The sequence below is a fragment of the Nostoc sp. DedQUE04 genome, from assembly GCF_034530995.1.
In the GTDB taxonomy this organism is placed as follows: Bacteria; Cyanobacteriota; Cyanobacteriia; order Cyanobacteriales; family Nostocaceae; genus Nostoc.
Window position 1 is genome coordinate 1 of record NZ_JAVRCA010000066.1, and the last position, 26,822, is coordinate 26,822.

Below are 26,822 nucleotides of genomic sequence, written 5' to 3' on the forward strand. Positions count from 1 at the left end.
TCGTGTGGCAGGGCTACGCCCCGCCCGCTATTTGTGCCAGTTGCGTAAGTCCTGACTCTTTCTCGTGCAGCACTGGGTTTAACTTTAGAAGAAATCAGTGATTTTCTGCGGTTAACAGTCAAAGAAAATTTAACTAATGATGGTGTCGTAGTTAGCGCTGATTTTATCCCCAAAGCCGTTGAGTACAAAACTCGGCTACTATCTCAAATGGGTATCGAGTTGGGTAAACCAGCTACCATTCCTTTTGGCGGACTCGATTTGCTGCGCGAGTGGTTAAATCGTCGCCGCCGTCTGTTTACAACTGAGGCACGAAGCTTGAGTTTGCCCCAACCCAAAGGGTTGTTACTAGCTGGGCCTCCAGGTACGGGTAAAACGAGTGTCGCTAAGAACATTGCCAACATACTTAATTTACCACTCCTACAGTTAGACATTGCATCCCTCTTGGGTAGTCTGGTAGGTGAGTCTGAGGGCAATATCCGCCGCGCACTCAAGACCGCCGAAGCAATCGCACCCTGCGTCCTGTGGATTGACGAAATCGAGAAAGCCTTGTCTGGTACTGGTGACACCTCTGGAGTCTCACAGAGGATTCTGGGCAATATTCTCACGTTTATGTCCGAATCTCAGTGTGGTGTGTTTGTCGTCGCAACTTGCAATGACCCCTCTGCACTGCCAAGTGAACTAAAACGGAAAGGCCGCTTCGATGAAAATTTCTTTGTTGATCTTCCCACAGAGCCGGAGCGTGTACAGATTCTAAGTATTCATCTGCAACGTTTTGGCATTCACCTGGAATCCGAATATCTCGAAGCAGTTGCAGCTAATACCGCGAAATTCTCCGGTGCTGAATTAGAAACCCTCGCTTCGGAAGCTGCTCTACTGGCATTCGATGAGGATAGACCGCAGCAGGTAACGCTTAATGATTTGGAGAATTGCCGTCAAACCATTACTCCACTTGCCATCCAGGATGCGGCGGCAGTCGAGCGAATGCAGGCGTGGGCATCGACCGCACGACGGGCTTCTAGTCCTGTGGTTGCGGCGAAAACTCAATCTTTGCGTGCTGCTAAGTTTCGCAATATGAACTAATCAACAATCTTGGGAAAAGGGGAAAGAGAAAATAATTAACACAATTTCTTTTTCTCCTTATCCCTTTTTTATAAGCGACCGCCTGGGCATGGGCGGTTACGAAGAAAGCTTTTTTCTGAATGGTTCGCATCAAAGGGATTGCAAACAATGACGACAGATTTAGTTACTTATTACGGGCAAACTGACCTGATTAACCAGTTTGTTGATAATTATGGCGCACATTTAGAGAAGTTAGATAGAGAAATCAAACTTTTGCTGCGTACAACTTTGTCCCAATATGTTTTCATGCAGCGAATATGTAGTCCTGAAGATTATTCTCTAACAGAAGCTTTGACAGATGGAGGTTTTGAAAGATTTCTTTGGAATGGTATTCCAGAGTTTTTAAAAAATATCTGCTTTCAGTTGAAAGGACTAACAGCAGACGAAGCAGAAACGATACTTGAAGCTTTACAACATCAATTGCGTTGGGGCAATGCCCGAATACAAAGAAGTGTGTGATTGTTAAACACTAATTTACTAATCAAATTATCTAAACCGGAGAACAAAATGAGTAAGCCTTCAAGTTTCGAGGACTTCAAAAACTCTTTGTTGAATAAGGATATTCCACCACCTGCAAAATCCAAGCAAGAAAGTTTTGAAACATTCAAGAACAGGATTTTAGGTATATCTAATCCCCAAACTACGGAGAAATAATCAACATGGAAATCTATTTAGTCTATGTTGATGCTATCCAGAACAGCAATAAGTTCTGGTCTGCCATTGTCAAAGATGGTAATTTAACAGTGCAGTGGGGCAGAGTTGGTTATCAAGCACAAACCAGAGTCCATACATTAGGCAATCATCAAAGAGCAGTTAGTAAATTCAACAATCTGGTAGCAGAAAAGAAATCCAAAGGCTACAGCGAAAGCCAGCCAGAGATTGATGCTAGCCGTAGCGTTGCAGACATTAGACGAGCTATTCAATTATTGAATATTATCCGTCCTTGTATTGCTAATAGAATTTTTCACGATGGCTATATTAACGCCCTAAATGAGTATTTGAAAATAGTACCAACACCTTTAGGGATGCAAATTGATTACCACAGAGTTTACCGCACAGTAGAAGATATTGACTATCAGCGAGAATTACTCAATTCTTTGTTAACGACTCCTGCGCCACAAGCTGTTGCGGTGGCTGTTGATCATGCCCCTGAAGCGACAGCAGTAGCAGAACCCAAGGTAGTCAGTCTCAAGACTATCAGTAAGAACTTTTGGCGACATTTGTGATTTAAAGGTGCAGATGTAAGCTTTTGATAAAAGTAGGAGCAAAAAACAATGTTCAACACAGAAAAACTACATTATGATTATGGCTCTGAATTTGAAGAGGGCGAAGAATCAAGTTGGTTGTGGATAGCAGAAATGAAAGAGCCAGCACTGCCTGAACCTCATTGTTATTCCTTGCTTCTTAGTGCGCGAGGAACTCGTGCGGCAGAGCTAATTAAAAATTTTCAGTCTTTATCCCCAGATGAAGCACAAGAGTATGCAAGAAAATTAGCTTTTGGCTAAGTAAAAAATAGAAGCTAAATATTCCCCAGTGCAGTATGTGCTGGGGGATATTTTTAACTGACTTTCAGCTTAATCACTTGTTTATCCTCTGAGTTTTTTCGTATGACATCGCTTAAGCATAAGAATATCTTTTCTGAATATAGAATTTTAAGTAAATTTAACCACATCTACCTGACGAAAGTTTACAATATAATTACTGTAACTAATTTAGTTACAACCAACAGGCTTTGGTTTGACCCATGACTGATAATAAACAAGTTGTCTGCCAATTCACTCAACAAAAACCGAAACGTGTTTTGGTTGTAGCTCCAAGTGAACTAGCTATCCATCATTGTCACAGACAATCCTTTCAAAGACCGCCTAATTTAAGCAATTGCATTTTCAAAGCCATCGCTAAATTGTCCATCGTCAGCACTATGTTGTTTGGCATCAGTGCATTAGGCTATTGGGGATTAGAAATTGTTGAAGCTAATACAATCCCTACAATAGAAGACAGATACGATTGGCAAACCCAAAAACATATTTGTTTCGGTTGGATGCTGGTTACTTTTTCTAGCTTTCTTGGCAGTGCTTCTTTTGGCGACGAGTTTACGCTCTGAAATTCAGAAGGTAGATGTTTAAATATCGCCTAGTGGTCGATTACTAAAAATTAATGCGACGATAATAGGAGGAAGAATTGCCAATTTCATGAGAAATTATGATTCAAAGCACATTTGCTACCTTAACGAACAAACTTGAGACTTTCGACACTAGAGCTAAACATATCAGTAAATATGCTCATCACCGTCCGTTCTCGCAGTTTAATATTACCACTGACAGACATCCCAGATTGCAGAAGTACTTTACGCCCATTAATCGAAATTGATTGTTGCTCCAGGCGTACTTTAGCAGGAAATCGATAGAAAGGATAAATCTGATCGGGTGGCAAAGCATCAGAGCCAATCCATACTAGCTTACCTTTGACATCGCCAAACTCACTAAAAGGAAATGAATCAATTCTGACATCAACTGTCATACCCTCTTTAACAAAACCAATATCTTTGTTGGTAATGTAAACTTTAGCAATCAGAGCATCATTAGGAACAATTTTGAGAATTGGTTCGCTGGACGTGACTACAAATCCTGGTGTATGTGCCTTAAGTTCAAAAACTGTACCTGAAACAGGGGAATTGATCGACTGATATTGAAGATTCATTTGAGTTTGGCTCAACTGAGAATCATTTTCGGCAATTTTCTTATTATTTTCGACAATGGCTTTAGTAAGCTGAGAATCAATCTCGGAAATTTTTTTGTTATTATCTGCAATTTGGGTGAGCCAATCTTTTCGAGAAATAGCTACAGTTGATTGTAACTTAGCTTGTGCTTGGTTAATAGCAGATTGTAAACGAAATTCTTCTTGGGTAAGCTGGTCAATTTCTGATTGAGCGTTTCTAACTTCCTCTTGTTGCTTAAAATATTGAATTTTGGAAATTGCTCCATCATTCATTAAGGGAGTAATATTGTCAAGAATCCCTTGATTCATTTTGAGAGTATCTTTTGTGCTAACCAATTTTATTTGGCTTTGGTTAAGTTGACGATTTAATTGGTCAATTTCCAGTTTTGCAGCAGTGAACCGTGCATCCAATTCTTCAGAAGTAGAGAATAATCGTTCTTTTTGTTCAATGGAAAGTCCACTACTAGAACCTGTACCATCTAGTTGGGCACGATATAAACGGTTCTCTGCAACTAGAGCAACCCGACTTTTGGTAAGGTCAAGCATTTCATTGGAGAGTGAGGGAGTGAGGGAGTCTGGGAGTGAGGGAGTCCGAGAGCATTTTCCCTCCCTCTCTCGCTCTCGGACTCCCTCACTCCTTTCATTTGAGACTGATAAAATTGATTTTCTTTGAGTAAAGATAGGCGAATTTTTTTCAGAGAGTCGAGTTGAGCATTAGCAGTAGTGGGATCAAGCCCGATAAGATGTTCGCCAAGTTTAACCTGCTGTCCATCTTCAACATAGATTTTTTTTACTACACCACCAACAGGGGCCTGTATTTCTTTAACTGTGCCTGTAGGCTCTAACTTACCAGTAGCGGAAACTGCTTCTTCAATTTTGGCGATGTTTGCCCAGACAATTGTACCAGTTGTAACAGCCATCAGACCCCAAAGAATAGCACGTGACCACTTGCGAGATTGTCTAAGAATTACAGGTTGGTCGAATTTCGGAACATAACGCGGTGCTGTTGAGGGGGGTTTTGCTTGAAGATTAGATATTTCTGGTGATAACTTTTCTAAATCCTGTAAAGAAGTTATCTGTTTTAGTGGAGATGAACCATTTGTATTAGAGCTTTGTTTACCGTTTCCATTCTGACCGTTATGTGAAGACTTACCGTTTCCATTTGTGCCATTAGTATTCATAATTAGTAATAAGTTATTATTTAGTATGTAAGAGGCTAAATAAATTTAGTTAATTCTCTATTAGGTTGCTGATTGCTAAATGAAATAGAAAAATTATTCAGAAATTGCTGACTGCTGTTGATAGAGACAGTAATACAATCCATTCATCCCGATTAATTCTGTATGAGTTCCCTGTTCTGCAATTCGTCCTTGATTCATCATCAAAATCACATCGGCATTTTGAATTGTTCCTAGCCTATGAGTAATGAAAAATACTGTTCTTCCTTTAAATACTTGGGCTAGATTCAAGCACACCTGACGTTCAGTAGCATAATCGAGTGCGCTGGTAGCTTCATCCAGAATCAACAGTGGTGGGTTTTGTAGTACAGTACGAGCGATCGCAATTCGTTGTCTTTGTCCACCAGATAAAGCTGAACCTCTCTCTCCAACACGAGTTTCATAACCCGACGGTAAATTCATGATAAAGTCATGAGCGCAAGCAATTTTAGCAGCCTCTACAATTTCTGATGGTGTGGCATCAGGCATGGTCAGGGCAATGTTCTCCTGCACTGTGGTATCGAATAACAAAGTGTCTTGCAACACCATACCGATTTGTTGACGCAGGGAGTAGAGTTCTACCTTATTAATGTCATAGCCATCAATTTTTATGCGACCAGAGTCTAATTCATAAAGTCGAGGTAAGAGTTTGGTTAATGTGCTTTTACCAGCACCACTTTGACCCACAACTCCAACAAACATACCAGCTTCGATATCAAGATGAACGTTGTTAAGTTGGGGGTTTGGACTTTTAGCGAAGCTGAAAGTAACACTTTCATATTGAACTGCACCAACAATAGCTGGCATCGGGATATTATTACGCCCAGCAATTTCTGTTTCCTGGGGAGTATCGAGAATATCAGCCAAGCGTTCTAGCGATAAAGCAGTTTCTTGAAAGTTTTGCCACAGTTGAATTAGCCGTAGTAGAGGACTTGTGACATAACCTGCGATAATACGAAAAGCAATTAACTGTCCCAAAGTTAGTTTTTGCTGCAAGACTAAATATGCACCTATCCATAATAAAAGTAAGCTTGATAGTTTATTGAGAAAGTTAGAAAGGGAACTAGCGGTATTGCTTGTTAGAACATTCTCAAAGCTAGCACTAATATATTTCCCATAACGAGATTGCCATTGCCAACGAGAATTGAGTTCGATATTTTGGGCTTTGACAGTTTGAATCCCAGAAACCACCTCAACTAAATAAGATTGAGTTTCGGCATTGCGTTCAGCTTTAGTTCTAGTTTGGCTGCGAATAATGGGTGCAAATATAAAGGTTAATAAAGCAAAGAGCGGTACTGTTGCTAGTGCTACTATGGTTAGCAACCAGCTATAAAAAATCATTACTACAATATAAATAACAGAGAAGATAGCATCTAAAACAACAGTCAGGGCAGTACCAGTAAGGAAAGAGCGAATATTTTCTAATTCGTTGATCCTGCTAGATATTTCTCCAACAGGGCGCTTCTCAAAATAACGCAGTGGTAAACGTAACAGATGGTCAATTACTTCCGAACCCAAACTTAAATCAATCCGGTTGGTGGTATCAACAAACAAGTTGGTACGTAGCCAAGTAATAATGCCCTCTACTATAGCCATTGCTATGAGCAAAAAACCCAGAACGTTGAGAGTATTAATCCCGTTTTGAATAATGACTTTATCAATAATTACTTGAGTAATTAAAGGATTTGCTAGCCCCAATAGTTGTACAAATAATGAAGCAATAAATACTTCAATTAAAACAGTACGATGTTTTTTAATTGCAGGTAAAAACCAACTTAAACCAAATCGCTTTTGAGGAGTTTCTTTGGTCGGTTGCAGTAGAAGTACTTGCCCCTCTTCCCCCCAAGTTTCAGCAAAATCGGCTGGCTTTTTGCGGACAATGCCTTGTTCTGGGATGGCAAGAACTAATTCTTTCTCTGTCGCTTTGTAAAGAATTACATAGCTATCTTGCCAGGGAATCAAAACTGGTGTCGGTAGTTTAGATATGGCAACGGCAGGAATATTTACCAGTTGAGATGTCAGCCCCATTAGTTCTGCCAAAGCACCGCATAATTGAATAGAAGTACTGCCTGTACGCTGAAAATTACTGACTAACGCACGGCGCAAGACATCGCGGCGAAAGGGCATTCTTAAGTGTTGCGCTAGCATTTGAAAACAGGCAAGAGTTCCATCCACAGGGCCGCGACCCGATATGTAGGGATATTTAATTCCTTGCCCTGACTCCAGTTCTTCTGCTTGTTCTGGGCGCTCTGGGGCGAATGGAGCGTTTGCCCAAATTCTAGTTTCAGATAATGAGTCGGGGGAGAGTAAGGGAGTGAGGGAGTGAGGAAGTGAAAGAGTAGGGTCAGTAAAACCGACTAAGCGAACTAAGCCAGTGATATAGGCTTGAGTTTCGGCAGGATTTAGCCGCTCGCCTACTGTATAGTTTGAACCTTTGCTGCTAACTAGCCATAGCAAGTTGGGGTCTAATGAAGAGAGTGGTGTTTTACCATTCGGCAAGTTAAGGATAGTAGCTTGTTTTGTTGCAGCAGTCGCAAGTTCTTTAAGATTATCTGGAATTTTGCCCCGACGTTCTAATTCTGCACCCAATAGGTCAAAAACTTCAATTAGGCTGCAATGGTTGCAAAAAGCATTCGCTATAGCAGGTTCGAGTTCTATTAGACTTAAGAAATCGGAGGCTTTTAGTGTTAGGCAAAGAGTTTCAACTGAAGCGATCGCAGTTTCACACGGTACACCACGCAGCAAGCTTGTCCAACCGATGATTGATCCTGGTTTTAGTAGTTGCAGAGTATCTGGGGCAGAAGCACCAGGGGCATATCCCAATAAACGGGCTTGCCCCTGATAAAGAATGGCTACTCTAGCTGGGAGGGTTTCTCTGACCAAAATTGCTTGCCCCATGCGGTAGCGCAAAGGTTCAAGTTTTTCTGCAATTTTCTCAACACTGGTTATAGAAAGCTGATTAAATGGGTAGATGCTGGCGAGAAATTCTTGAATCGTGGTAGTGCTTTCTATCATCTTGTTACCAAGGGGGAGGAGTGAGGGAGTGAGGGAGTGTAGGAGGGTGGGAGTGAGGAAATGTATAATTTTTGGCATTGCTGAATCATGGGATAATTTCGCTCAATTTGTCAGAAGTTTTCAATGGTTTCAACCGCCAATTCATCCCGCATTTATGCAACGCCCAATTTTTGCCTCCCGGATTCCCTCTCTCGCTCCCACACTCCCTCACTCCCTCCCTCCTCTTCAAGTATGGTCAATTGCGCTTTGCTGATTTCTTCAGCTAACCAAGTTTCAAACAGATGATTCAAAAGTGTAGAGCGCATTGCATCATCTAGTTGAGCCGGAATTAGCTTTTCGAGTCGCACAATCACAAACCACTCATCCAATTTCATCGGCGGCCATAACTGTCCTGGTTGGGAAATGGTCAGTTTCTGTGCTATTGCTGGATGCGGTTGATTTATGGGAACAGGGCCTAACATTCCTCCTGTTTGAGCTTCTTGCCCTTGTGAATACAGCGAGGCACAGTCAGCAAACGTCTGTTCTCCTGCTTTGATGCGGAAATAGAGTTCTTGGGCCACCTCTGCATCAGATGTGCGGATTAGGGAATAAATTACTTTGTCTAGCTGAGATTTACATTGCAAAAAATAAGATTCTAGCTTTGTCCCCCAAGTGGCTTGCTTGAACTTCTCAATCCTCAGTTCTCGCATAGCAACAGCTTCTAGTTGCTCAAGACTCATGCTGTAATGCTTTAAGACTTTTGCCTGTGCTTCTGGTGTTGTCAGTTGATTGTTTTGGTAGAATTGCTCAATAACACCGAGTTTTTCTGATGGAGTGAGTTCAAATGGAGCGATCGCTCTTTCAATAATCACCAAACGGCACAATTGTGGCAGCATTTGGTAGCCAGCTAGCAAATGCGTAATTTCTGCTTGGCTAATTATCTGGTTGCCAATTCTTAGGTGAGCCATAGGGTGCTAGAAAGTTAGGGTAGAGGAACCTATGTAATAATTTCCATATCGCATCATGTATTGTAGGTTCTATTTATGACAATGATAAGTATACGTATATTTCCTCAAAAGAATCTGTTACATATACTTAGAAATACTTAGAAAAACTGTTAAAAATTAAATTTTCTAAATATATTAGCTACTTTATCAAAAAAATATACTTAATTTAGTTAGTACTTAAGTAAGTATCGAAGCAATTTTAAGCATAAATTCGCTGGTGTAAATCTGAATAACGAGAGTATAAAGTTACAAGTAACCGTAAAAAACGTGTCTAGTGTCCAGTAATGGATTATGGGCCAAGAGTTTCAAGCCTACGTCAGAATCAATTGGCGCAAAACCTTCGTATTTGAATTAACAGTTATTAGAAAAGCATCATGAGTCAAAGCTTAATCACTCAAGAGTTGGGAATTATTATTGCTGCAAAAAATCATAACCCCACACTCCTCAATTCAGATTTTCTTAAATATAGTGGTATAGTTCCAGCAGAATGGGAATTGGCTCGTCAACCAATATCGACTCAGAATGTATCTCAGGTTGCCTTCACTAACGGTGTGATGATAGTAGCTGAACCGACGCGAGTCATATTTATAGAAGCTATTGAAGGTAAAGTAGCAACAGAAATTATAGTTGCAGACATTGCTAAAAAATATGTCCAAACACTACCAAACGTAGAATACGAAGCTGTAGGTCTTAATCCCAGAAGCTACATAACTTTTGATCGACAGCAAGATGCAGCTAGTCAGTATTTAGCTAAAACGTTACTCTCTCCTGGCCCTTGGCAAGAAGTTGGGACTGCACCTGTACGAGCGACACTAAACTTAGTTTATACAATGGATCGCTGCCCATTCTATCTGACTGTCAGTGAAGCTGCATTAAGGAATCCAGACGAAACTAGTACTCCAATTGTGTTGTTCAATGGCAGTTTTAGCTATGAAGTCAAGAGTGTAACTGCACCAGAACGTCTCGGAAATTTGCATCAAATTATTGATAATTGGCAAGCAGATTTGGCAGCTTATCAAGAGATTATTAACACCAAGTTTCTAGCTAAAGTTCCTGACAATACAACGTTGGTGCCAAATGTATTCACGATGACTGCTAGTGCAGTAGCCTAATATTTATATATAAAATTGACGATGAGGAGAAAACTCTTGGGTGTTCTCCTCGCTTTCCATTATTCAAAATCATCACAACAAGTAGATTTATCGCCTTGTATCTTGAGATGGAGTCAACAATATATTATCGCTATTGACTCCAAAACAAAATCGTCTGAACTTTTTATTAAATTAAAACAGTAAACAATTTACTACTGGCAAGGGGTTAGTCATGGGTAGCTCTGAGAATTTAGTCACTAATAGTGCATCTTCTACTAATGGCGGAATCTTACCACTATCTTTACTAGATAGTGCATCTTTAAGTGCCGCATTAGATGACAATTCTGCCCTAAGTTCTTTGCAAATAAAACTCAGACCTCCTAATGGTTCTGACCCAATTTCTTCAGAGTTGTCACGTCAGGAAAAATTAACAGGTACTACAGATGACTTGGAAAAGTTCAAGTCTTCTGTAGACTTCTCTAATAAGCGTACTAATCCCGTTAATTATCTCAACAATTACTCACCTTTATTCAAAAATCAGCAAAATTCTAGTCTGCTTACATCTCAACAATCAGAAATTACAAAGTCTAACAATAAAACTGGTTTGGATCGACTTACAGGAGTAACAACTAATACACCTCTAATTAACGTTGGCACTAGCGATCCAGTAGTTGGAAGTGTTAATAATTCTCTTTCAATACCGTCCTTGCTGCCTGACATCTTACCGCCTACGCTTTCTGCTACAGTCCTGCCGCTCAATTTACTACCAGGTTCGCCACAAGCGAGAGTTGTTGGCATCGTTAATGGCACTGGTTCCGCCATTGCCTCACTCACAGTTGCCTTTGATAATTTAGCTGCTGGGCCCATATCAGTTAGTCCACTCGGCGCTTTTGACCATGCCCTTAATTTTACTGGACTCAACGATGGGCCTCACACCTTTACTCTCAAAGCTACTGATTTTGCAGGCAATTTCTCTACTGCTAGCTTTTCTGTAACGGTAAATCTTGCTGCCACACCACCTTCTATTTTAGCAGCTTTAGCCCATGATACAGCTCCTGACAACACAACCAACACTGATGGTATTACCTTCGATCCCACTACTACAGGCACAGTTAAAGTTGTTAATCGTGGCATTTTTATTAATGCATTAACAACTGCTACCCCTATTGTCAATGCTGTCGCAAATGTATCGCTTACTGAAACCAATCAGATTATTTCATTGAAAGCAGGTTTCGACAACACACAAGTAGCCAATTATCTAAATGTAATTGCTGATTTGCACTCTGATGGCAGTTTTACCCTCAGCCCCAACCGATTAAATACAATTTATGGCGGGATTTTACCAGACGGTCATCACACTCTACACTTACAAGCAGTAGATAAATATTCTGTTGCCAATAACTTTGATATCTCTTTTACACTTGATACCACTACTGCTGTACCTACACTTAAGCTATCTGCAAATAGCGATAGTGGCTTGAGTAACAGCGATCGCATTACTCTTGACACTACTCCTACTATTATTGGCACGGCAGAAGCTCTTGCTAGAGTCCAACTATTTAATAATGGCCAACTCAAAGGACAGACAACTGCAACCGCAAATGGCACTTGGCAAATCACGACATCAGAATTAACTGATGGAGTTTACGGACTCAACGCCATTGCTACCGACACTGCGGGAAATACCAAAACCTCTGCTGCAATAGATGTCACAATAGACAGTGCCTTGCCACAGGTTAGTTTAACCACTCCTGTCAACCAATCTAACTTGCATTTGGGAGATAAACTTACTGGCAGTGTTGATGGTACCGGTAGTCCAGTCACAGCATTAAGCTATCGCTTCGACAATCTTCAAAATGTATCTTTAAATTTTAATGCCAATGGCAGATTTGACCAAGCTTTAGACTTTACTGGTCTGAGCAATGGAGAACATACTTTAACTATTGCTGCTACTGATACCGCCGGCAATATTAAAACAATTCAGTATACTGTAACAGTTATTATTGATCTGGATGCACCTGTTATTACTGCATCTTTGAAGCGAGACACTGCTCCTAACGGTCAAACCAATAGCGATACCATTACTTTTGACCCCACAATTACTGGAACTGTTATTGATGCTAGCCGTGTAGTTGAATTCAAAGCTGGTTTTGACAGCACACAACCCGCTAATTTTGTAAATGTTCTGGCGCAAAGGATTGCAGACGGCAGTTTTACTTTGACTCGTGCCCAATTAGAGCAGATATATGGTGGTACATTGCCGGATGGATTCCATACTTTGCATTTGCAAGCAGTGGATGAATTTCAAAACACATCCAATATTTTTGACTTTTCCTTCACTCTTGACAGCACTACATCAGAACCTATTTTTAATCTCAATGCTGTATCTGACTCTGGTGTAATCGGGGATTTTCAGACCTTATTTGATACGGTTACACTAACAGGTCTTGCTGAACCTAACTCCACTGTGGTCTTGCAACAAACTGGTGCAGTAACAATTTCAGACAACAATGGACAATTTACCTTTGCCCATGTTTCTTTAGCAACCGGGGATAATTCCTTCATTGCACGCTCAACTGATATTGCTGGCAATCAAAATACTTATTCCATAAATATCTACCGTTTCAGTCCGCCTACAGCAATAAACTTAGCAGGCAATACAGTTGCAGAAAATAGTTCTACTGGAACAGTTATTGGTCAATTAAGTAGTATTGACCCTGATGCTGGGGACACCCACACTTATATTTTAGAAGATAATGCTAATGAGCGTTTCCGCATCGTCGGCAATCAATTACAAGTCGCTGATGGGTCTTTACTCAATTTTGAAAGTAGTACTCAACACTCTATTACAGTTACTAGTACTGATGCTAATGGCTTAAGCTTAACCCAAGTTTTTGCGATCGCTGTTACTAACGTTAATGAAGCTCCCAGCTTTACCAGCACACCCATATTTACAGCCGACTCAGCTAAACTTTACACCTATAATATTGTTGCTGCTGACCCAGATGCAATTGAAAGTTTAAGAATTACTACAGATAATCTCCCAAGCTGGCTAACTTTAGTTGATAACTTTGATGGAACTGCAACTTTGAGTGGGACACCAAGAGACTTCCTCTCCAATTTCAACAGCAACATTCACCTTTTGGTAACAGATGCGGCTGGATTAACAGCAGTTCAAGACTTTATTATTGCTCCTAGTATCTATGATATAGAAGAAAACAATTTTACAGTCTTCCGTTCTCTACCTCTCTTGATTCCATCTACCCCTTCCATCCTTAGCTTTAAGATTGATCCTCAGTTTGACATTACTAGTGTAAATTCAATTAACGATGCTTTTGAAGTGGCATTAGTTGATACCAATGGTAATTCCCTAGTTCATACTGCTGCTGGTGAGCGCGATGCTTTCTTCAATTGGACTGAGGGCGAATCTACTGCTTTAGGTGCAGGTACAAGTTATGATGCTGCAACCCATACTGTCAGCTTAAATCTTACTGGTATTAACCCAGGCACCAATGCTCAGTTGGTGTTTCGTCTGGTAAACAACGATGGTGACATTACTACCAATGTGCGGATTACTGATTTTGCTTTCACAAATGCACTTGATGGTACTCAGGCTCCTATACAAACAGATTTTCCCCAACAAATAAGCCAGACTACAGCACCTAATTTTAACTTATTGGTAGATGTTTCTAGCAGTATAGGTACTGAATATCACCGTACCAGCTTCAACGCTGATACTCACCTTCTGTATGCAGACATCGCTTTACGTAACATCGGCTCTTACAGCGTAGATTCTTCCCTAATTGTTGCTGTCAATCATATCAGTGACCCCACAGTGTTAGTTCGCAATCCTGATGGTTTTACACCAGATGGTGTGCCTTACTATGATTTCAGTAAGTTGGTTGGCGATACCAAGTTTGACCCTAATGAACTCACTTTTGAGCGTTCTTTGATATTTTATAACCCTCAAGGGGTGCAGTTTACTTACGAGCTAACGGTGTTGAGTCAGTTAAACGCTGCACCTGTGATTCTAACTCAAGCAAACAAAGAAGTAATTGCTGGTCATAACTATAGCTATGATGTTGATGCCACAGACCCCAATGGTGATTCTTTAACTTATAAACTACTGGTTGCACCAGATGGAATGACCATTGACCAAATTACTGGTTTAATTGGTTGGAATACAGTTGCTAGTAATATTGGCAATCAAACAGTGCTTGTTGAAGTAGGCGATGGTCGCGGTGGGGTAACACAGCAACAGTACACTTTGTCGGTAATTGATGCCCCACCGAATCGTCCCCCCGTTTTTACCTCCACTCCTGTGGTCGATGCAGCGATTAATACTAATTACGTTTACCAAGCTTTTGTCAAAGATGCTGATGATGATTCTTTGAGCTTTTCTCTACTTAGTGCGCCCCAAGGGATGACAGTAGACGCGAATACAGGGATAGTTCGTTGGACTCCCATTGTCAGTCAGTTAGGAACTTATGATGTAACGCTAGCTGTTACCGATGGGAAAGGTGGCACGGTACAGCAAGCTTTTAAAGTGCAAACGCAACCACAAGCCGGAAACCATGCTCCGATTATTATCAGCACCGCAGAAACAACTGCATATACCGCAACAGGCTATACCTATCGAGTACAGGCACTTGACCCGGATCGCGATTCTCTAAGCTACTCTTTGGCAACAGCACCTGCTGGTATGACCATTGATGCCAGCACCGGACAAATTTTGTGGACTACAAATTCCAACAACGCAGGTACATATAATATCACCGTAAAAGTCTTAGATGCCCAAGGTGGTTTAGATACTCAGAATTTTATTTTAAATGTATTAAGCAACTTGCCAGGACAGATTTGGGGGCGAGTTTCTGGCGATCGCAGTAATCTCCAAACAACTTTATACAACTCACAATCCCGATCAGAACCGATAACTGGTAATCGACTCCCGGCAAATCCAATTCCTCTAACACAAGTTGTTCAGTTGCCTCAAGGTTTTTACTCTTCCCACGGCATAGAATACTACGAAGCAAAAGAGCAAGTTTTAGTTTCAGATGCAGGCTATACTCGCACTACCTCTAGGCTTAATCTTGTTCAGCCTGATGGGACTTTGGTTCCGTTTTCCAAAGTTACACAAGATGTTGGTTATGGCTCTTACGGAGTAGCTATCACATCGCTAAATACATTTACTACCGTGGCAGCAGGCAATCTTGGTGGTTTTACCGCCGGAGACATCTTCGGCAACGCTGGATTTGCGTATTCTATATTTGGATATGATCCCAATATTACAAAAATTACAGATGGGGGGGAAACAATCATTCCAAGATGGGCAACATTACCTACAAATTTGAATTATAGAGCAATCTCGTTCCAAATGGATACAACAGGTATATTTGGCGGAGACTTAATTGTTCAAAGCGATTATGGTGTTGATTCTAGAGGATACTACACGTACAATTCTACACTTTTCCGAATAAAAGCTGATGGAACTGTTACTACCCTTGCAACTCTTGGCTATGACTATGGGGGCCATTTTTCTTTTGAAATAGTTCCTAATGATATTGCCAGATACGGCCCATTAGCTGGCAAGATTCTCGTGGCGCATCGGGAAGGATTTTCTACTGTTGATGTTGCTGGAAATGTTCAATATATTCCTTTGCCAGGAGCAGGTAGTATTCAATTAATCCGTCCAAATGAAAATTTGTTTGCTATACGTGGTTCTAATTCTCAGACTCTCTTTGGTACTACTGCATCTTATTTTCAACCGATGGTCGGAGATTTTTTAATCGATAATGGTTCTTCCCGAATGTATTGGGACGGTCAAGCTTTAAGAATAGAGCGCTTAAACATCCCAGCGTTTACTGACTTGACCTTTGCACCTGTGGGTATTAATAATATTACACCTGTTAACCCTGTAAGTCTAGCTGACTGGACTGTATATATCGACAAAAATAAAAATGGTCGGCGCGACTCAGATGAGCTATTTACTAAAACTGATGCTAACGGTATTTACTCATTCACTCTGCCAGTAGGCAATTACACGGTAGCTGAAGAATTACCAGGAGGATGGAGCCAAACTATACCACTATCCAATCAAGCAATTCAAGTTAGCTTAAGTAGCGGTCAAACAATAACTGGAGTTGATTTTAGTAATACTAAAAATGACACCGCACCGCAAGAAAATCATGCCCCTCACTTCACCAGCTTTGCGCCGACTCAAGCTATTGCCGATCAAAGGGTAGTTTACAGACCATCTGCTTTTGACCCAGATGGAGATGTTTTGAGCTATGACTTACTAGTAAAACCAGATGGCATGGTGGTAGACCCCAATACTGGAATTATTGCTTGGCGTCCGACATCTGAACAAGTCGGAACTCAAGATGTAATTCTGCGGGTTCGAGATGCTAAAGGTGCTTTAGACTTACAATCGTTCCAAATTCAAGTCGGTTCTGCCCAAACACCACCTTTATTTACTGCTTTACCAAAACCTGGTTCAATTGCAGCATTAGGTGTACCCTTCCAATTCCAAATTCAAGCACGCAATCCTCTATTAGACCCTATTACTTTCGAGTTAACCACAAATGCCAGTGGAGCTGTCATTCACCCAACCACTGGATTATTCAAGTGGACACCTACTGCTGTAGGAACTTATAATTTTACGCTCACAGCCAATGATGGCAAGGGAGGAAAAACAACGCAATCTTTCCAACTCCAAGCACTAGCAAATGTTCCGAATGACGCTCCCATTATTATCTCCCAACCTCCTAAAGCTTCATCATTAGCGTTTCCTTATGTCTACACTATTCGTGCTAACGATCCGAACAATGACCCTCTCAACTACAGCTTGGTAACTGCACCTGCTGGGATGACCTTAGATAACCAAGGTAATCTCTTTTGGCAACCTACTGCTTCACAGGTAGGGCAGAATTCTGTCGCTATTAAAGTTAGTGATGGTCGAGGCGGTGAAGTCACTCAAAGCTTCGATATTAATATTGTTAGTAGTGCAACCATTCCTAACCATGCACCTCGCATCACCTCTACCCCAGTTCGTTCTGCTGTTGTTAATAAACTTTACCAATCTGAGTTAAAGGTTAGCGATTCTGACAATGATCTTTTGCTTGTGAGTCTTGACAAAGCGCCAGATGGAATGTTCATTGACCCACAAACCAGTATTCTGCGTTGGACTCCGACTGCAAATCAGTTTGGTGATGCTTCTGTAGTTGTACGCGTACAAGATTCACATGAGGCATTTGATTTGCTCTCTTTTACAGTCAACGTCCGGCTTGTAAATACTCCTCCTCTAATTAACTCTACACCTGGAACCCAAGCTGCTACTGGTAAACTCTACAAATATCTTGTTCAAGCAAGTGATATAGATACTGACTCCCTTATTTACAATCTGGTCAATGCCCCAGATGGTATGACGATTGACCCTCAAAGTGGACTCATTCAATGGACTCCTGCAAGCAATCAACTTGGTCAACAAGATATTACTGTCGCTGTTAATGATGGTTTGGGTGGCATTGCTACTCAGAACTACACCATACAAGTTAGCGCTACTCTTTCTAACTTTGCCCCGATCATCAACTCTACACCTATATATTTGGCAGCAGTTGGTAGTCCTTACCAGTATCAAATACAAGCCACCGACCCCGATGCTGGCGACAACTTGACTTACCAGCTAATTTCCGGGCCAGCTGACATGACTATTAACTCCACTACTGGTTTGTTAACCTGGTTGTCTCCTATCGCTGGTAATTATAAAGTTGTTCTTGAAGCAGTCGATAATCATGGAAAGTCCGCAACACAAGCATTTACTTTGACTGCACAAGTCAATAATGCACCTGTTATTAAATCTAACCCACTGCTAACAGCAACCCCTGGCAGTACTTATAGCTATGATGTAATTGCTACAGATGCTGATGGCGATCGCTTGACCTACTCCCTCGACCAAGCATCCCGTGATTTGGGTATTACCCTCGATGCTTTGGGGCGCTTGCGATGGACACCAACTGCTAATAATGTTGGCACTCACCATGTTGTCTTAACTGTCAGTGATGGCGTTGTGTCCAGACCACAGGAGTATAACCTTGTGGTGGCAGCTGACACAGAAGCTCCGAAAGTTAGACTCATTGCAAATTACGATGTAGTTGACCCTGGCGAAACTATCATTTTCCAGGCAAGGGCTACAGATAATATTAGGGTTGCTGGGCTAAGATTGTGGATCAACGATACACCAGTAGTGCTGGATGGCAATGGCATAGCGCGATTCACTCCTAGCGAGGCAGGAACAGTGATAGCCAGAGCGATCGCTACAGATACAGCAGGCAATCCTTCTCAAGAAGTCACCTTTAATGTACTGGTACGCGACCCTGATGATGTCGCTGCTCCCGAAGTAAGTCTTGATTTGGGAGATAATGCTGGGAAACTAATTACCGCTCCCATTGAGATTAAAGGGTCGATTTCAGACGATGGAGAAATAGACTACTACCGCCTATTAGTCGCGCCTATTAATGGTGGTGAATTCAAAGAAATTGCCTTTGTTAATGATCCAGGTGCGATCGCTAACGGTGTTCTCGGTAAATTTGATCCGTCGCTGTTGCAGAATGACAGCTATATCCTGCGCCTGGAAGTTGCCGATAACGGTGGGCACATTAGTTATGTAGACGAGGTGATTGATGTTGCTGGGGATTTGAAGCTGGGGAATTTCAGACTGTCGTTTACGGATCTTGTTGTTCCGGTAACAGGAATACCTATAATCCTAACACGGACGTATGACAGTCTAAATTCTGGTAGCACAGATGACTTTGGATACGGTTGGCGGATGGAATTCAGAGACACTGACCTGCGGACTTCTCTGCGTCCACCCAGCGAAGACAGCCAACTTGTGGGCTACCAGAATCCTTTTAAAAATGGCACTAAAGTATACATAACTCTCCCTGGTGGGAAACGAGAAGCATTTACATTTAAGGCCAAGCAAGTCGAGCAAGTCGATGGTGGCTCTTTACTCTATTTTTCTAAGTATTTCTATCAGCCAGAATTTGTTGCAGACAAAGGTGTAACCAGTACATTGACCGTTGAAAGCAATTTCATCACCAAGCAACAAGATGCCGACGAATTCTACGGCTTCCAAGGAAACCCCTACAATCCTGCCGATCCGCTATTTGGTGGCAAGTATAAGTTAACCACGAAAGAAGGGGTGGTATATGAAATTGATGCCGCAACGGGCGATTTGCTCACTGTTACTGACACTAATGGGAACAAGTTAACCTATACAGATGCGGATATTACTAGTTCTACGGGGCAGAAGATTACGTTTGGCAGAGACGCGCAGGGCAGAATTGCGACGGTGACTGACCCGGCTGGTAAGCAAATTCGGTATGATTACAATGCTCAGGGTGATTTAGTTAGTGTTACAGACCGTGAGGGGAATACTACAAAGATGGAGTATGACCAAGAGCGATCGCACTACCTCGACAAAATCATCGATCCCTTGGGCAGGACTGGTGTCAAGAACGAGTACGGTGATGATGGGCGGTTGAAGTATTTGGAAGATGTTAACGGTCAGAAGGTGGAAATGTCCTATGACCCCAACAACTCCAGGCAGGTGGTTAAAGATACACGCGGTTACTCTACAACCTACATCTACGACGAACGTGGAAATGTCCTGCAAGAAATTGATGCTAAGGGAGGAATTACCACACGCACCTATGACAATGACAATAATCTGCTAAGTGAAACTGATGCAGATGGTATCACAACTGAGTATACCTATGACAATCGCAGAAATCTGCTGACGATTAAAGACGAAGATGGCAACATTACTCGCATGACCTATAACAGTAGAGGTCAAGCAAATAATATTGTTTCGCCAACAGGTTTAACGACTAGTGCCAAGTACGATCTGCGTGGCAATTTAATCGAAAGCATTGATACAGATGGCTTAAAAACAACTTATACATATAATGCACAAGGTCAACTGCGTTTCCAAACTGCACCAGATGGTCAAGTCACAGAGTTTGACTATGACAATTCAGGGCGTATTAGCCGCATGGTTGATAGCCGAGGTAATGAGGTTAAAGCAGATTATGACCTCAACGGCAGAATTGAAAAAGCGACAACCTCATTCATCCTGAACGGCCAAACATACAGTCAATGGATGGATTACGACTATGACGATAATGGTCGAACCATTGCCAGCAGAACTTCTCAAGGTAATAGCCAATCGATGAGCTATGACGCTCTTGGGCGTGTTTCCTCAATGACTGATGTATTCGGGAACGTCACCTCCTACCGCTACGATTTACAGGGAACAGTTGGACAAGCCAATATTTTAACTACACCTGGATCAGTCGTCGCTCGAATAGATGAAATGACGCTGCCAGATAATACGCCTTTGGACAGCAGCGACAATCCGAAAGTTATCAAGAAGTACGACCAAGCTAATAATTTAATCGCAGAAATATCACCAACTGGGTTAGAAACACGCTACATCTACGATGAATTAGGTCGTTTAGCAAAGACTATTCTACCTGATTTAACACCCGATAACTGGGACGACAACCCAGCAGTAAAAACTGAGTATTCAGCCGCAAGTCGCGTCAAAGCCCAAACTGATGTTTATGGTAATCGGAAAGAATATTTCTACAACGACCTGGGTCAGCTAATTCGCTTAAAGGATGTTCTCACCAATGACACCACCTATACCTATACCAAAGGTGGACAGATTGAGACGGTGACTGATCCCCGCCTTCGCACTACACGCTATGTTTACGATGATAAGGCGCGACTTAAAGAAACAGTTTTCTTCGATAACTCTCACTATCAAGTAAGTTATGACGAGTTGGGACGGGTCAAAACTGAAACGAATGAACTCAATCAAACAACCACTTATGAATACGATGCTTTCAGTCAAGTAAGCGCAGTCATTAATGCTCTGAATCAACGAACAGAGTTTGAATACGACCAACGCAAAAATCTAGTAAAAGTCACTGATGCCCTTGGTCACTCTACCCGTTACAAGTATGACCAATATGCCCAGCAGGTAGAAACTCTCTTCAATAACGGCGATAAAGTTTCAATCGATTATGACCAATTTAGCCGAGTCACTAGTGTTACAGATGAGAATTTAAATACCACTAAGTACACCTACGACAATCTCAGTCAACTAACTCAAGTTGAACAAGCTAATCAAGCAAAAACAAAATATACCTACAATAATCTCGGTCTTTTAACTCAAACTCAAGATGCAAATCAAAATATCACTCAGTATGAGTATGATGACTTTTATCGCTTAACGGCAACAATTTTGCCGATGGGTCAGCAGAATCAAACTGTCTACGATAAATTTGGGCAAGTCAGTAGTCAAAAAGATTTCAATGGCGACACCATTAACTATAGCTACGATTCCATAGGTCGCCTCCAACAAAAGACCTTCACAGACCCCAGAGTTGCAACAGTCTCTTACACTTACGATTCAATTACATCCCAGTTGAAGACTGTGACGGATGGACGTGGGGTAACACAGTACAACTATGACCAGCGCGATCGCTTATCCAAAATTATTCAACCCGATCAACAATTTGTTAGCTACGGCTATGATTTGTTAAGCAATGTTACGTCCTTGACCACTCAAGCAGGAACCACTAGCTACGGTTACGACAAGCTCAATCGTTTGGATACTGTTAAAGATGGCACACGACTCTTAGCAGATTACGATTATGATGCTGTTGGCAATTTAATTCAAACTAAGCTGGCTAATGGTTCTGTTGAATCACGGCAATATGATACACGCGATCGCTTAACCCAAGTGACGACAAAGAATGTCACAGGTACAATATTCTCTGACTTTAAATATACCCTTGATGCAGTCGGAAACCGTAAGAAAGTAGAAGAATACTCTGGTCGCAGTGTTGATTATACTTACGATTCGCTCTATCGCCTGACGGAGGAAAAAATTACTGATGCCACAGCAGGGAACCGTACTCTTGGCTACTCCTATGACTTAGCAGGTAATCGTTTAAACAAAACTGATTCCCTGGAAGGTTTAACTACCTACAGCTATGATGCCAATAATCGACTCAAGGATACAACCCAAGGTAGCGTAGTCACAAACTTTACTTACGATAATAACGGTTCACTCAAGCAACATGCTGATGGTAGCCAGACAATTAACTACGATTGGATTAATGACGGGGAAAATCGTCTGATTGGGGTGACTAGTTCTTCTGCAACTGGTATTTCCCAACAGCAGTATATCTACGATGCCTTTGGTAGCCGAGTTGCCACTATATCTGATGGGGTAAGAACTAATTACTTGGCTGCACCGATTTGGGATTTACCCCAAGTGTTGATGGAATATGACGAGTCCGGGGAAATCACGACTGATTATACATTAGGCATGGGATTGGTGCGATCGCGCCATGATGGTCGAGAAGGTTTTTACCACACTGATGGGCTGGGTTCAACTAGGCTAATTACTGATAATGTTGGTTTGATTACCGACCGCTACACCTATGATGCCTTTGGTGGATTGTTAGATCATACAGGTACTTTTGGCAATTCCTTCGGGTTTGCAGGTGAACAACGGGATGCTGCAACTGGGTTGGATTATCTACGGGCGAGGTATTATGACTCCAGTTTGGGACGGTTTATCTCCAAGGATGAGTTTCCTGGGTACTTAAACGACCCCTACAGTCAACATGATTACCAGTATGCTCACGCGAATCCGGTGAGATATACCGACCCCACTGGCTATTTCACTACTTTAGGAGATGTAATGGCTGCTGTTACCCTTGCAGGGCAATTAGCTACATTTAGCGGTATTGGTTTTGGAGCCGGTTACGTTGCGGGAGCAGCAGCAAGTGGCGCAAGCCTTGCAGAAATAGGGGGTATGTTTGGTGAATGGGGTGCGGGTTTTGCCAGTGGTGTATCTGGTGGTTTCTTAACTGATGTATATGAATTCACTACCGGTCAGAAGATTGAACCAAAACACGCCATGCTCTACAACGCTGGTAATGTTACTGGGATTGGCGTGTCCTTCTTGACAGGGATGAAAGCTGCAACCTGGGCAAAGACTGCAATGGGCCCCCTCAAGTGGGTAGCAGCAGTGAATACTGGGCTTGATGTATATGGTGCAGGTAAAGCTACGAATAACCTTTACCAGAGCTATCAAGATAACGGGAAGTTTGAACGAGAAGATGCTTGGAACTTACTAGCTTATGTACCCTTTGTGGGAGCAGTGTTAGGTGTAGCGAAATTCTTTGCTGCTAATAAAGTAGCCAATGCTGCTGCTGAGGGGATAGATGACGCACTCGGTGCTAAAAATGTCGGAACCACAATTAAGAATTGCTTTGTTGCTGGTACAGAAATTCTAACTACTGAAGGTATCAAGAATATTGAGGATATTAAGATTGGCGATTGGGTAATCGCTGATGACCCCACTACTCCAGGGGAGATTGAGGCACGGCAGGTAACGGATACTTTTGTTAGGGAAACGACTGCTTTGGTTGACTTGTATGTTGATGGGGAGGTGATTTCTACTACTGGAGAACATCCTTTCTGGACACCTGATAAAGGTTGGGTGGAAGCAAAAGATTTAGAAGTTGGGAGTTTATTACAGACGGAAGACGGCAGGGTTATTGATGTTGATAAGATTGAGAAACGCGAGGGGCAGTTCCAGGTTTATAACTTCAAGGTTGAGGGCTTTCATACCTATTTTGTTTCAGATTTAGGTATTCTAGTTCATAATGCTGATTGTGAGGATGTAGCTAAACTCTATAAAAGAGAGATGAAAGGTGGTATGCGAGTACAAATATCTTCTAAGAATGGTGAGTTCCTAAAAGATCCTAAAGATAGTGGTTGGTTTAATCATACAGTTTTTGTGAAAAAAGGGATGGTTTATGACCCTATGGGTATGGGAGACTTAAAGGGCGTTGATCTACCAAATCGCTCATCTCTAAATTGGAGAGATTTCGAGAATTTTGACGCAAATCCAACTCCGTGGTCTGATTGGTTAGAGGCATATGGTGGTCGAGAACGGCTCAATTTCAAAATAGATCGAAGTCCATGGGAAAATATAGATTAGAATTGTTTTCTCCAGAGTGCCTCGACCAATTCCAACCGAGTAAAACTTGAATGTATCTATTTTATTCATTAGGATATTACAAACTTGTTAAATCTTTAGATAAGGAATATAGCTATGCATCAAAAACTCACAGAATTAATCAATCTGTGTAAAAAACCTACCATCGAGCTACTTAGAGAGGCACTTTTGTGCAGACAAGAACTTTCTGAATCTGAAAGTAATTTCATTACATATATGGCTGGATTTTCCCATCATGAATTTGCAGAAAGTTTATTTTCAGATTTTAATTTATTTTTTTTAGAAGGGACTTCGATATTTTTTGATAGAGAAAATAATAAATTTCACTTCAAAATATTATTAAATGACCAATCTCATTACTGTAGTAAGTTACACATGGGAAGGATAGAGCGTGATTACAACTCTCCAATGTTTGGGAGTCGCATGGCTTTCAGGGATAAAAATGGTTTATACATCGATAGCCTTGGAAAGCAGCTACGCGGATGTTCTGGAGAACAGGTAAGAGCATACATCGCACAAGGAACATCAGGTATAGCTGAAAACGTGGTGTCTTATCAAAGAGATTTGCAAAGTTATTGCTTAGTTACTCATTTCGTTGCAGCAGCTGAACCTAATGTAGATATCAATGTGAAAACTGTTTTCAGCAGAGTCACAGCGTGCATTTTTGTGAACCCTTCGGAAGAATCTTTCTATAGAAATCTGTCACTTTATCAATTTCAACATCGAGCCGAGCTATACCCATTACTAAAAAGTATATACTGGTATGTCATAGATGCCATACAGCCTGAAAAGGTTACAGATTTTCTGCACAAAATTAAAGCTGATTTTAAACTAATGCAATATGTTGGTGCAAAGCATGACTATCTTCAAGAAGTCCTACCAGAGATTGAGACAATGGTATTAGAAATTCTTTCCCGTAGTAGGGTTGAGCAAAGCAAAACTCAACATTAATATCTTAAAAATCTTGTTTTCAAGGAAGATGGAAAAACGAAAATATAATAATGATTATTCAACCTGGGAATTAAGCTTGGCATCAACGCATATTTTCTAAAAATCCAACTTAACCTTTTCTTTTAGTAGTGGCTAATGTGTAGACGTAGACGTGAGGCGGCTTGCCATAGATATCGCTACTCATTCCACTTCATCAACACCCCATCCACAATCGCAATCCCCCACTGCGGAAACTTCGCCAGCAACTTTTTAATCACAATTTGCAAAGCCGGATCATCATTCCAGCATTCCTGCAAAAAGTCAAAGCCCGGATTCTCCCTTGAATTCGCCGCTCGATTCAGTTTTTCTCTTCTTACAGGTCGCATATTTGACCGCGCAACAATCGCCTCATGCGACCACTTTTCAGCACTGGGGACAGGCGCGGTGGAACTTTCGCCCTCATGAACTGCTTTGACTTCTCCACCTGAAACTGAATTTTCAACTAACAACGAAGTGGGATTATCCTGTTCTACCTCCTCTTGTGTTTGATTAGCGATCGCAGCAGACTTGGACTGTTGTGCTTCCGGTTTCCTCCCTTCCTTGCAAGCTGCCACAAACACGGCTTCCGTTGACTTGACTCCCTTCCTAGTGCGTAACGTTTCTTTGAGATAGGCGATCGCACAGTTTTAGAATGAGCCAGTGGCAAAGATAACTTTATTTCTTTAGTTCGGTTCCACTCTCAAATAAAATTGTGTAGCTACAAACTTAGTATCTCTCTTGGTTGGATCTGCGTTTTCTACTACCTCAGTTTTACCTACAGCAATCAAACCTTGATCGAAAATTTCGTTTGTTGCTGCGTCAAGTTGTTTTTGTGCTGCACCTGTTTGACTCAAGTCGATTGACGAAACTGGAGAAGTTTTCGGCTTATTTAGAACCAGATTATCTGTGGAGAAGCAAGGAGTTGTGATGCAGCGAATGCCATTGTCTTTTAGTGCCACAAAAGTACCTTTTGCTGGGGCATTTGTTGCAGCATAAAAGGCTTCTTTTACTCTCAAATTCCCAAATTCACCGAATCCAGGAAATGTTACTGGAAGGATGTTACCTCTGAGAATCACCCGGCTACCATCATCATTTTGAATTTTTATTAGTTCGTAAGGTGGGACTTTCAGGGAGTTCCAATCAATTGCAGACACATAACATTCGGAGCGAAAAACACCATCTAAACAAGGAGTCGCTTTCAAGTTGACAAGCTTTATAAAATATCCACCGCATATTGGAGAAGCACATCTGCGAAAATCTCTGCGTACCGTGTAATATCCCCATTGGGGAAACTCTTGATTTTCGACAGTGGCGGCAACAGAATTAGTAGTCTCTGGAGCAGAAATATTTTGCGCCGATACTTTGGAGACAAATCCGTTGGTGACTATTATTACACCTAATAGAGGAATAATTGAGGCTTTATAGTTCAATGATTGTTTGTTCATGGTAGTTTTCGATTTTATTTGAGGGTTAAATACCTTTGTTAAGAGCAGAGTTGACAGCATTTCTGGCAAAACCTGACAGAATACCTGTACACAAGCTCGTAATTAGGCAAAGTAGATTGGACTACCATAACTCTTACATTACTGACAATAGGTTAAAA

At 41.5% G+C, this 26,822-nt stretch carries 14 protein-coding genes and 1 pseudogene; 9 read left to right on the forward strand and 6 right to left on the reverse strand.

Annotation, left to right across the window (positions count from 1 at the left end; genetic code table 11):
• Positions 1-54: 54 nt before the first annotated feature.
• The 6 genes and pseudogenes from RM049_RS31410 to RM049_RS31435 all read left to right on the forward strand — a co-directional run.
• Positions 55-1,080: pseudogene (locus RM049_RS31410) on the forward strand (AAA family ATPase); the annotation flags it as partial.
• Positions 1,081-1,227: 147 nt separating this feature from the next.
• Complete coding sequence (locus RM049_RS31415; protein ID WP_322706962.1) at positions 1,228-1,578, forward strand: hypothetical protein; 351 nt, start codon at positions 1,228-1,230, stop codon at positions 1,576-1,578.
• Positions 1,579-1,626: 48 nt separating this feature from the next.
• Positions 1,627-1,773 (forward strand): hypothetical protein, encoded by a 147-nt coding sequence (locus RM049_RS31420; protein ID WP_322706964.1) that lies wholly within the window; start codon positions 1,627-1,629, stop codon positions 1,771-1,773.
• Between the two features lie 5 nt (positions 1,774-1,778).
• The gene (locus RM049_RS31425) at positions 1,779-2,345 is read left to right on the forward strand and encodes a WGR domain-containing protein (RefSeq protein WP_322706965.1); all 567 of its coding nucleotides are present in this window, start codon (positions 1,779-1,781) and stop codon (positions 2,343-2,345) included.
• A 48-nt stretch (positions 2,346-2,393) separates the two neighbouring features.
• Positions 2,394-2,624 (forward strand): hypothetical protein, encoded by a 231-nt coding sequence (locus RM049_RS31430; RefSeq protein WP_322706966.1) that lies wholly within the window; start codon positions 2,394-2,396, stop codon positions 2,622-2,624.
• A 239-nt stretch (positions 2,625-2,863) separates the two neighbouring features.
• Positions 2,864-3,223: a hypothetical protein gene (locus tag RM049_RS31435; protein WP_322706967.1), complete on the forward strand. Its 360-nt coding sequence runs from the start codon at positions 2,864-2,866 to the stop codon at positions 3,221-3,223.
• A 122-nt stretch (positions 3,224-3,345) separates the two neighbouring features.
• Here the strand turns inward: RM049_RS31435 and RM049_RS31440 are convergent, their stop codons facing one another.
• The 4 genes from RM049_RS31440 to RM049_RS31455 form a co-directional block, all read right to left on the reverse strand.
• Positions 3,346-4,383 carry an HlyD family efflux transporter periplasmic adaptor subunit gene (locus RM049_RS31440; RefSeq protein WP_322706968.1) on the reverse strand — a complete coding sequence of 346 codons (1,038 nt, stop codon included), beginning with the start codon at positions 4,381-4,383 and terminating at the stop codon, positions 3,346-3,348.
• The gene (locus RM049_RS31445) at positions 4,350-5,018 is read right to left on the reverse strand and encodes a biotin/lipoyl-binding protein (protein ID WP_322706969.1); all 669 of its coding nucleotides are present in this window, start codon (positions 5,016-5,018) and stop codon (positions 4,350-4,352) included. Before RM049_RS31445 ends, RM049_RS31440 begins: the two co-directional genes overlap by 34 nt.
• Before the next feature lie 93 nt (positions 5,019-5,111).
• Complete coding sequence (locus RM049_RS31450; RefSeq protein WP_322706970.1) at positions 5,112-8,069, reverse strand: peptidase domain-containing ABC transporter; 2,958 nt, start codon at positions 8,067-8,069, stop codon at positions 5,112-5,114.
• 152 nt (positions 8,070-8,221) lie between these two features.
• Positions 8,222-9,016, reverse strand: a complete 795-nt coding sequence (locus RM049_RS31455; protein ID WP_322706971.1) for a peptidylprolyl isomerase — start codon at positions 9,014-9,016, stop codon at positions 8,222-8,224.
• 413 nt (positions 9,017-9,429) lie between these two features.
• On the opposite strand from RM049_RS31455, the gene RM049_RS31460 reads away from it, so the two are divergent.
• The 3 genes from RM049_RS31460 (at position 9,430) to RM049_RS31470 (ending at position 25,201) form a co-directional block, all read left to right on the forward strand.
• Positions 9,430-10,167: a hypothetical protein gene (locus RM049_RS31460; RefSeq protein WP_322706972.1), complete on the forward strand. Its 738-nt coding sequence runs from the start codon at positions 9,430-9,432 to the stop codon at positions 10,165-10,167.
• 211 nt (positions 10,168-10,378) lie between these two features.
• Entirely contained in the window at positions 10,379-24,232 is a 13,854-nt protein-coding gene (locus RM049_RS31465; protein WP_322706973.1) for a putative Ig domain-containing protein, read from the forward strand.
• 114 nt (positions 24,233-24,346) lie between these two features.
• A complete protein-coding gene (locus RM049_RS31470; protein WP_322706974.1) occupies positions 24,347-25,201 on the forward strand; it encodes a hypothetical protein in 855 nt (284 codons plus the stop codon).
• Between the two features lie 176 nt (positions 25,202-25,377).
• Here RM049_RS31470 and RM049_RS31475 read toward each other — a convergent pair whose 3' ends face one another.
• Together RM049_RS31475 and RM049_RS31480 are read right to left on the reverse strand one after the other, a co-directional pair.
• Positions 25,378-25,794: a hypothetical protein gene (locus RM049_RS31475; RefSeq protein WP_322706975.1), complete on the reverse strand. Its 417-nt coding sequence runs from the start codon at positions 25,792-25,794 to the stop codon at positions 25,378-25,380.
• A gap of 108 nt (positions 25,795-25,902) precedes the next feature.
• Complete coding sequence (locus RM049_RS31480) at positions 25,903-26,664, reverse strand: DUF6748 domain-containing protein (RefSeq protein WP_322706976.1); 762 nt, start codon at positions 26,662-26,664, stop codon at positions 25,903-25,905.
• Positions 26,665-26,822: the final 158 nt, after the last annotated feature.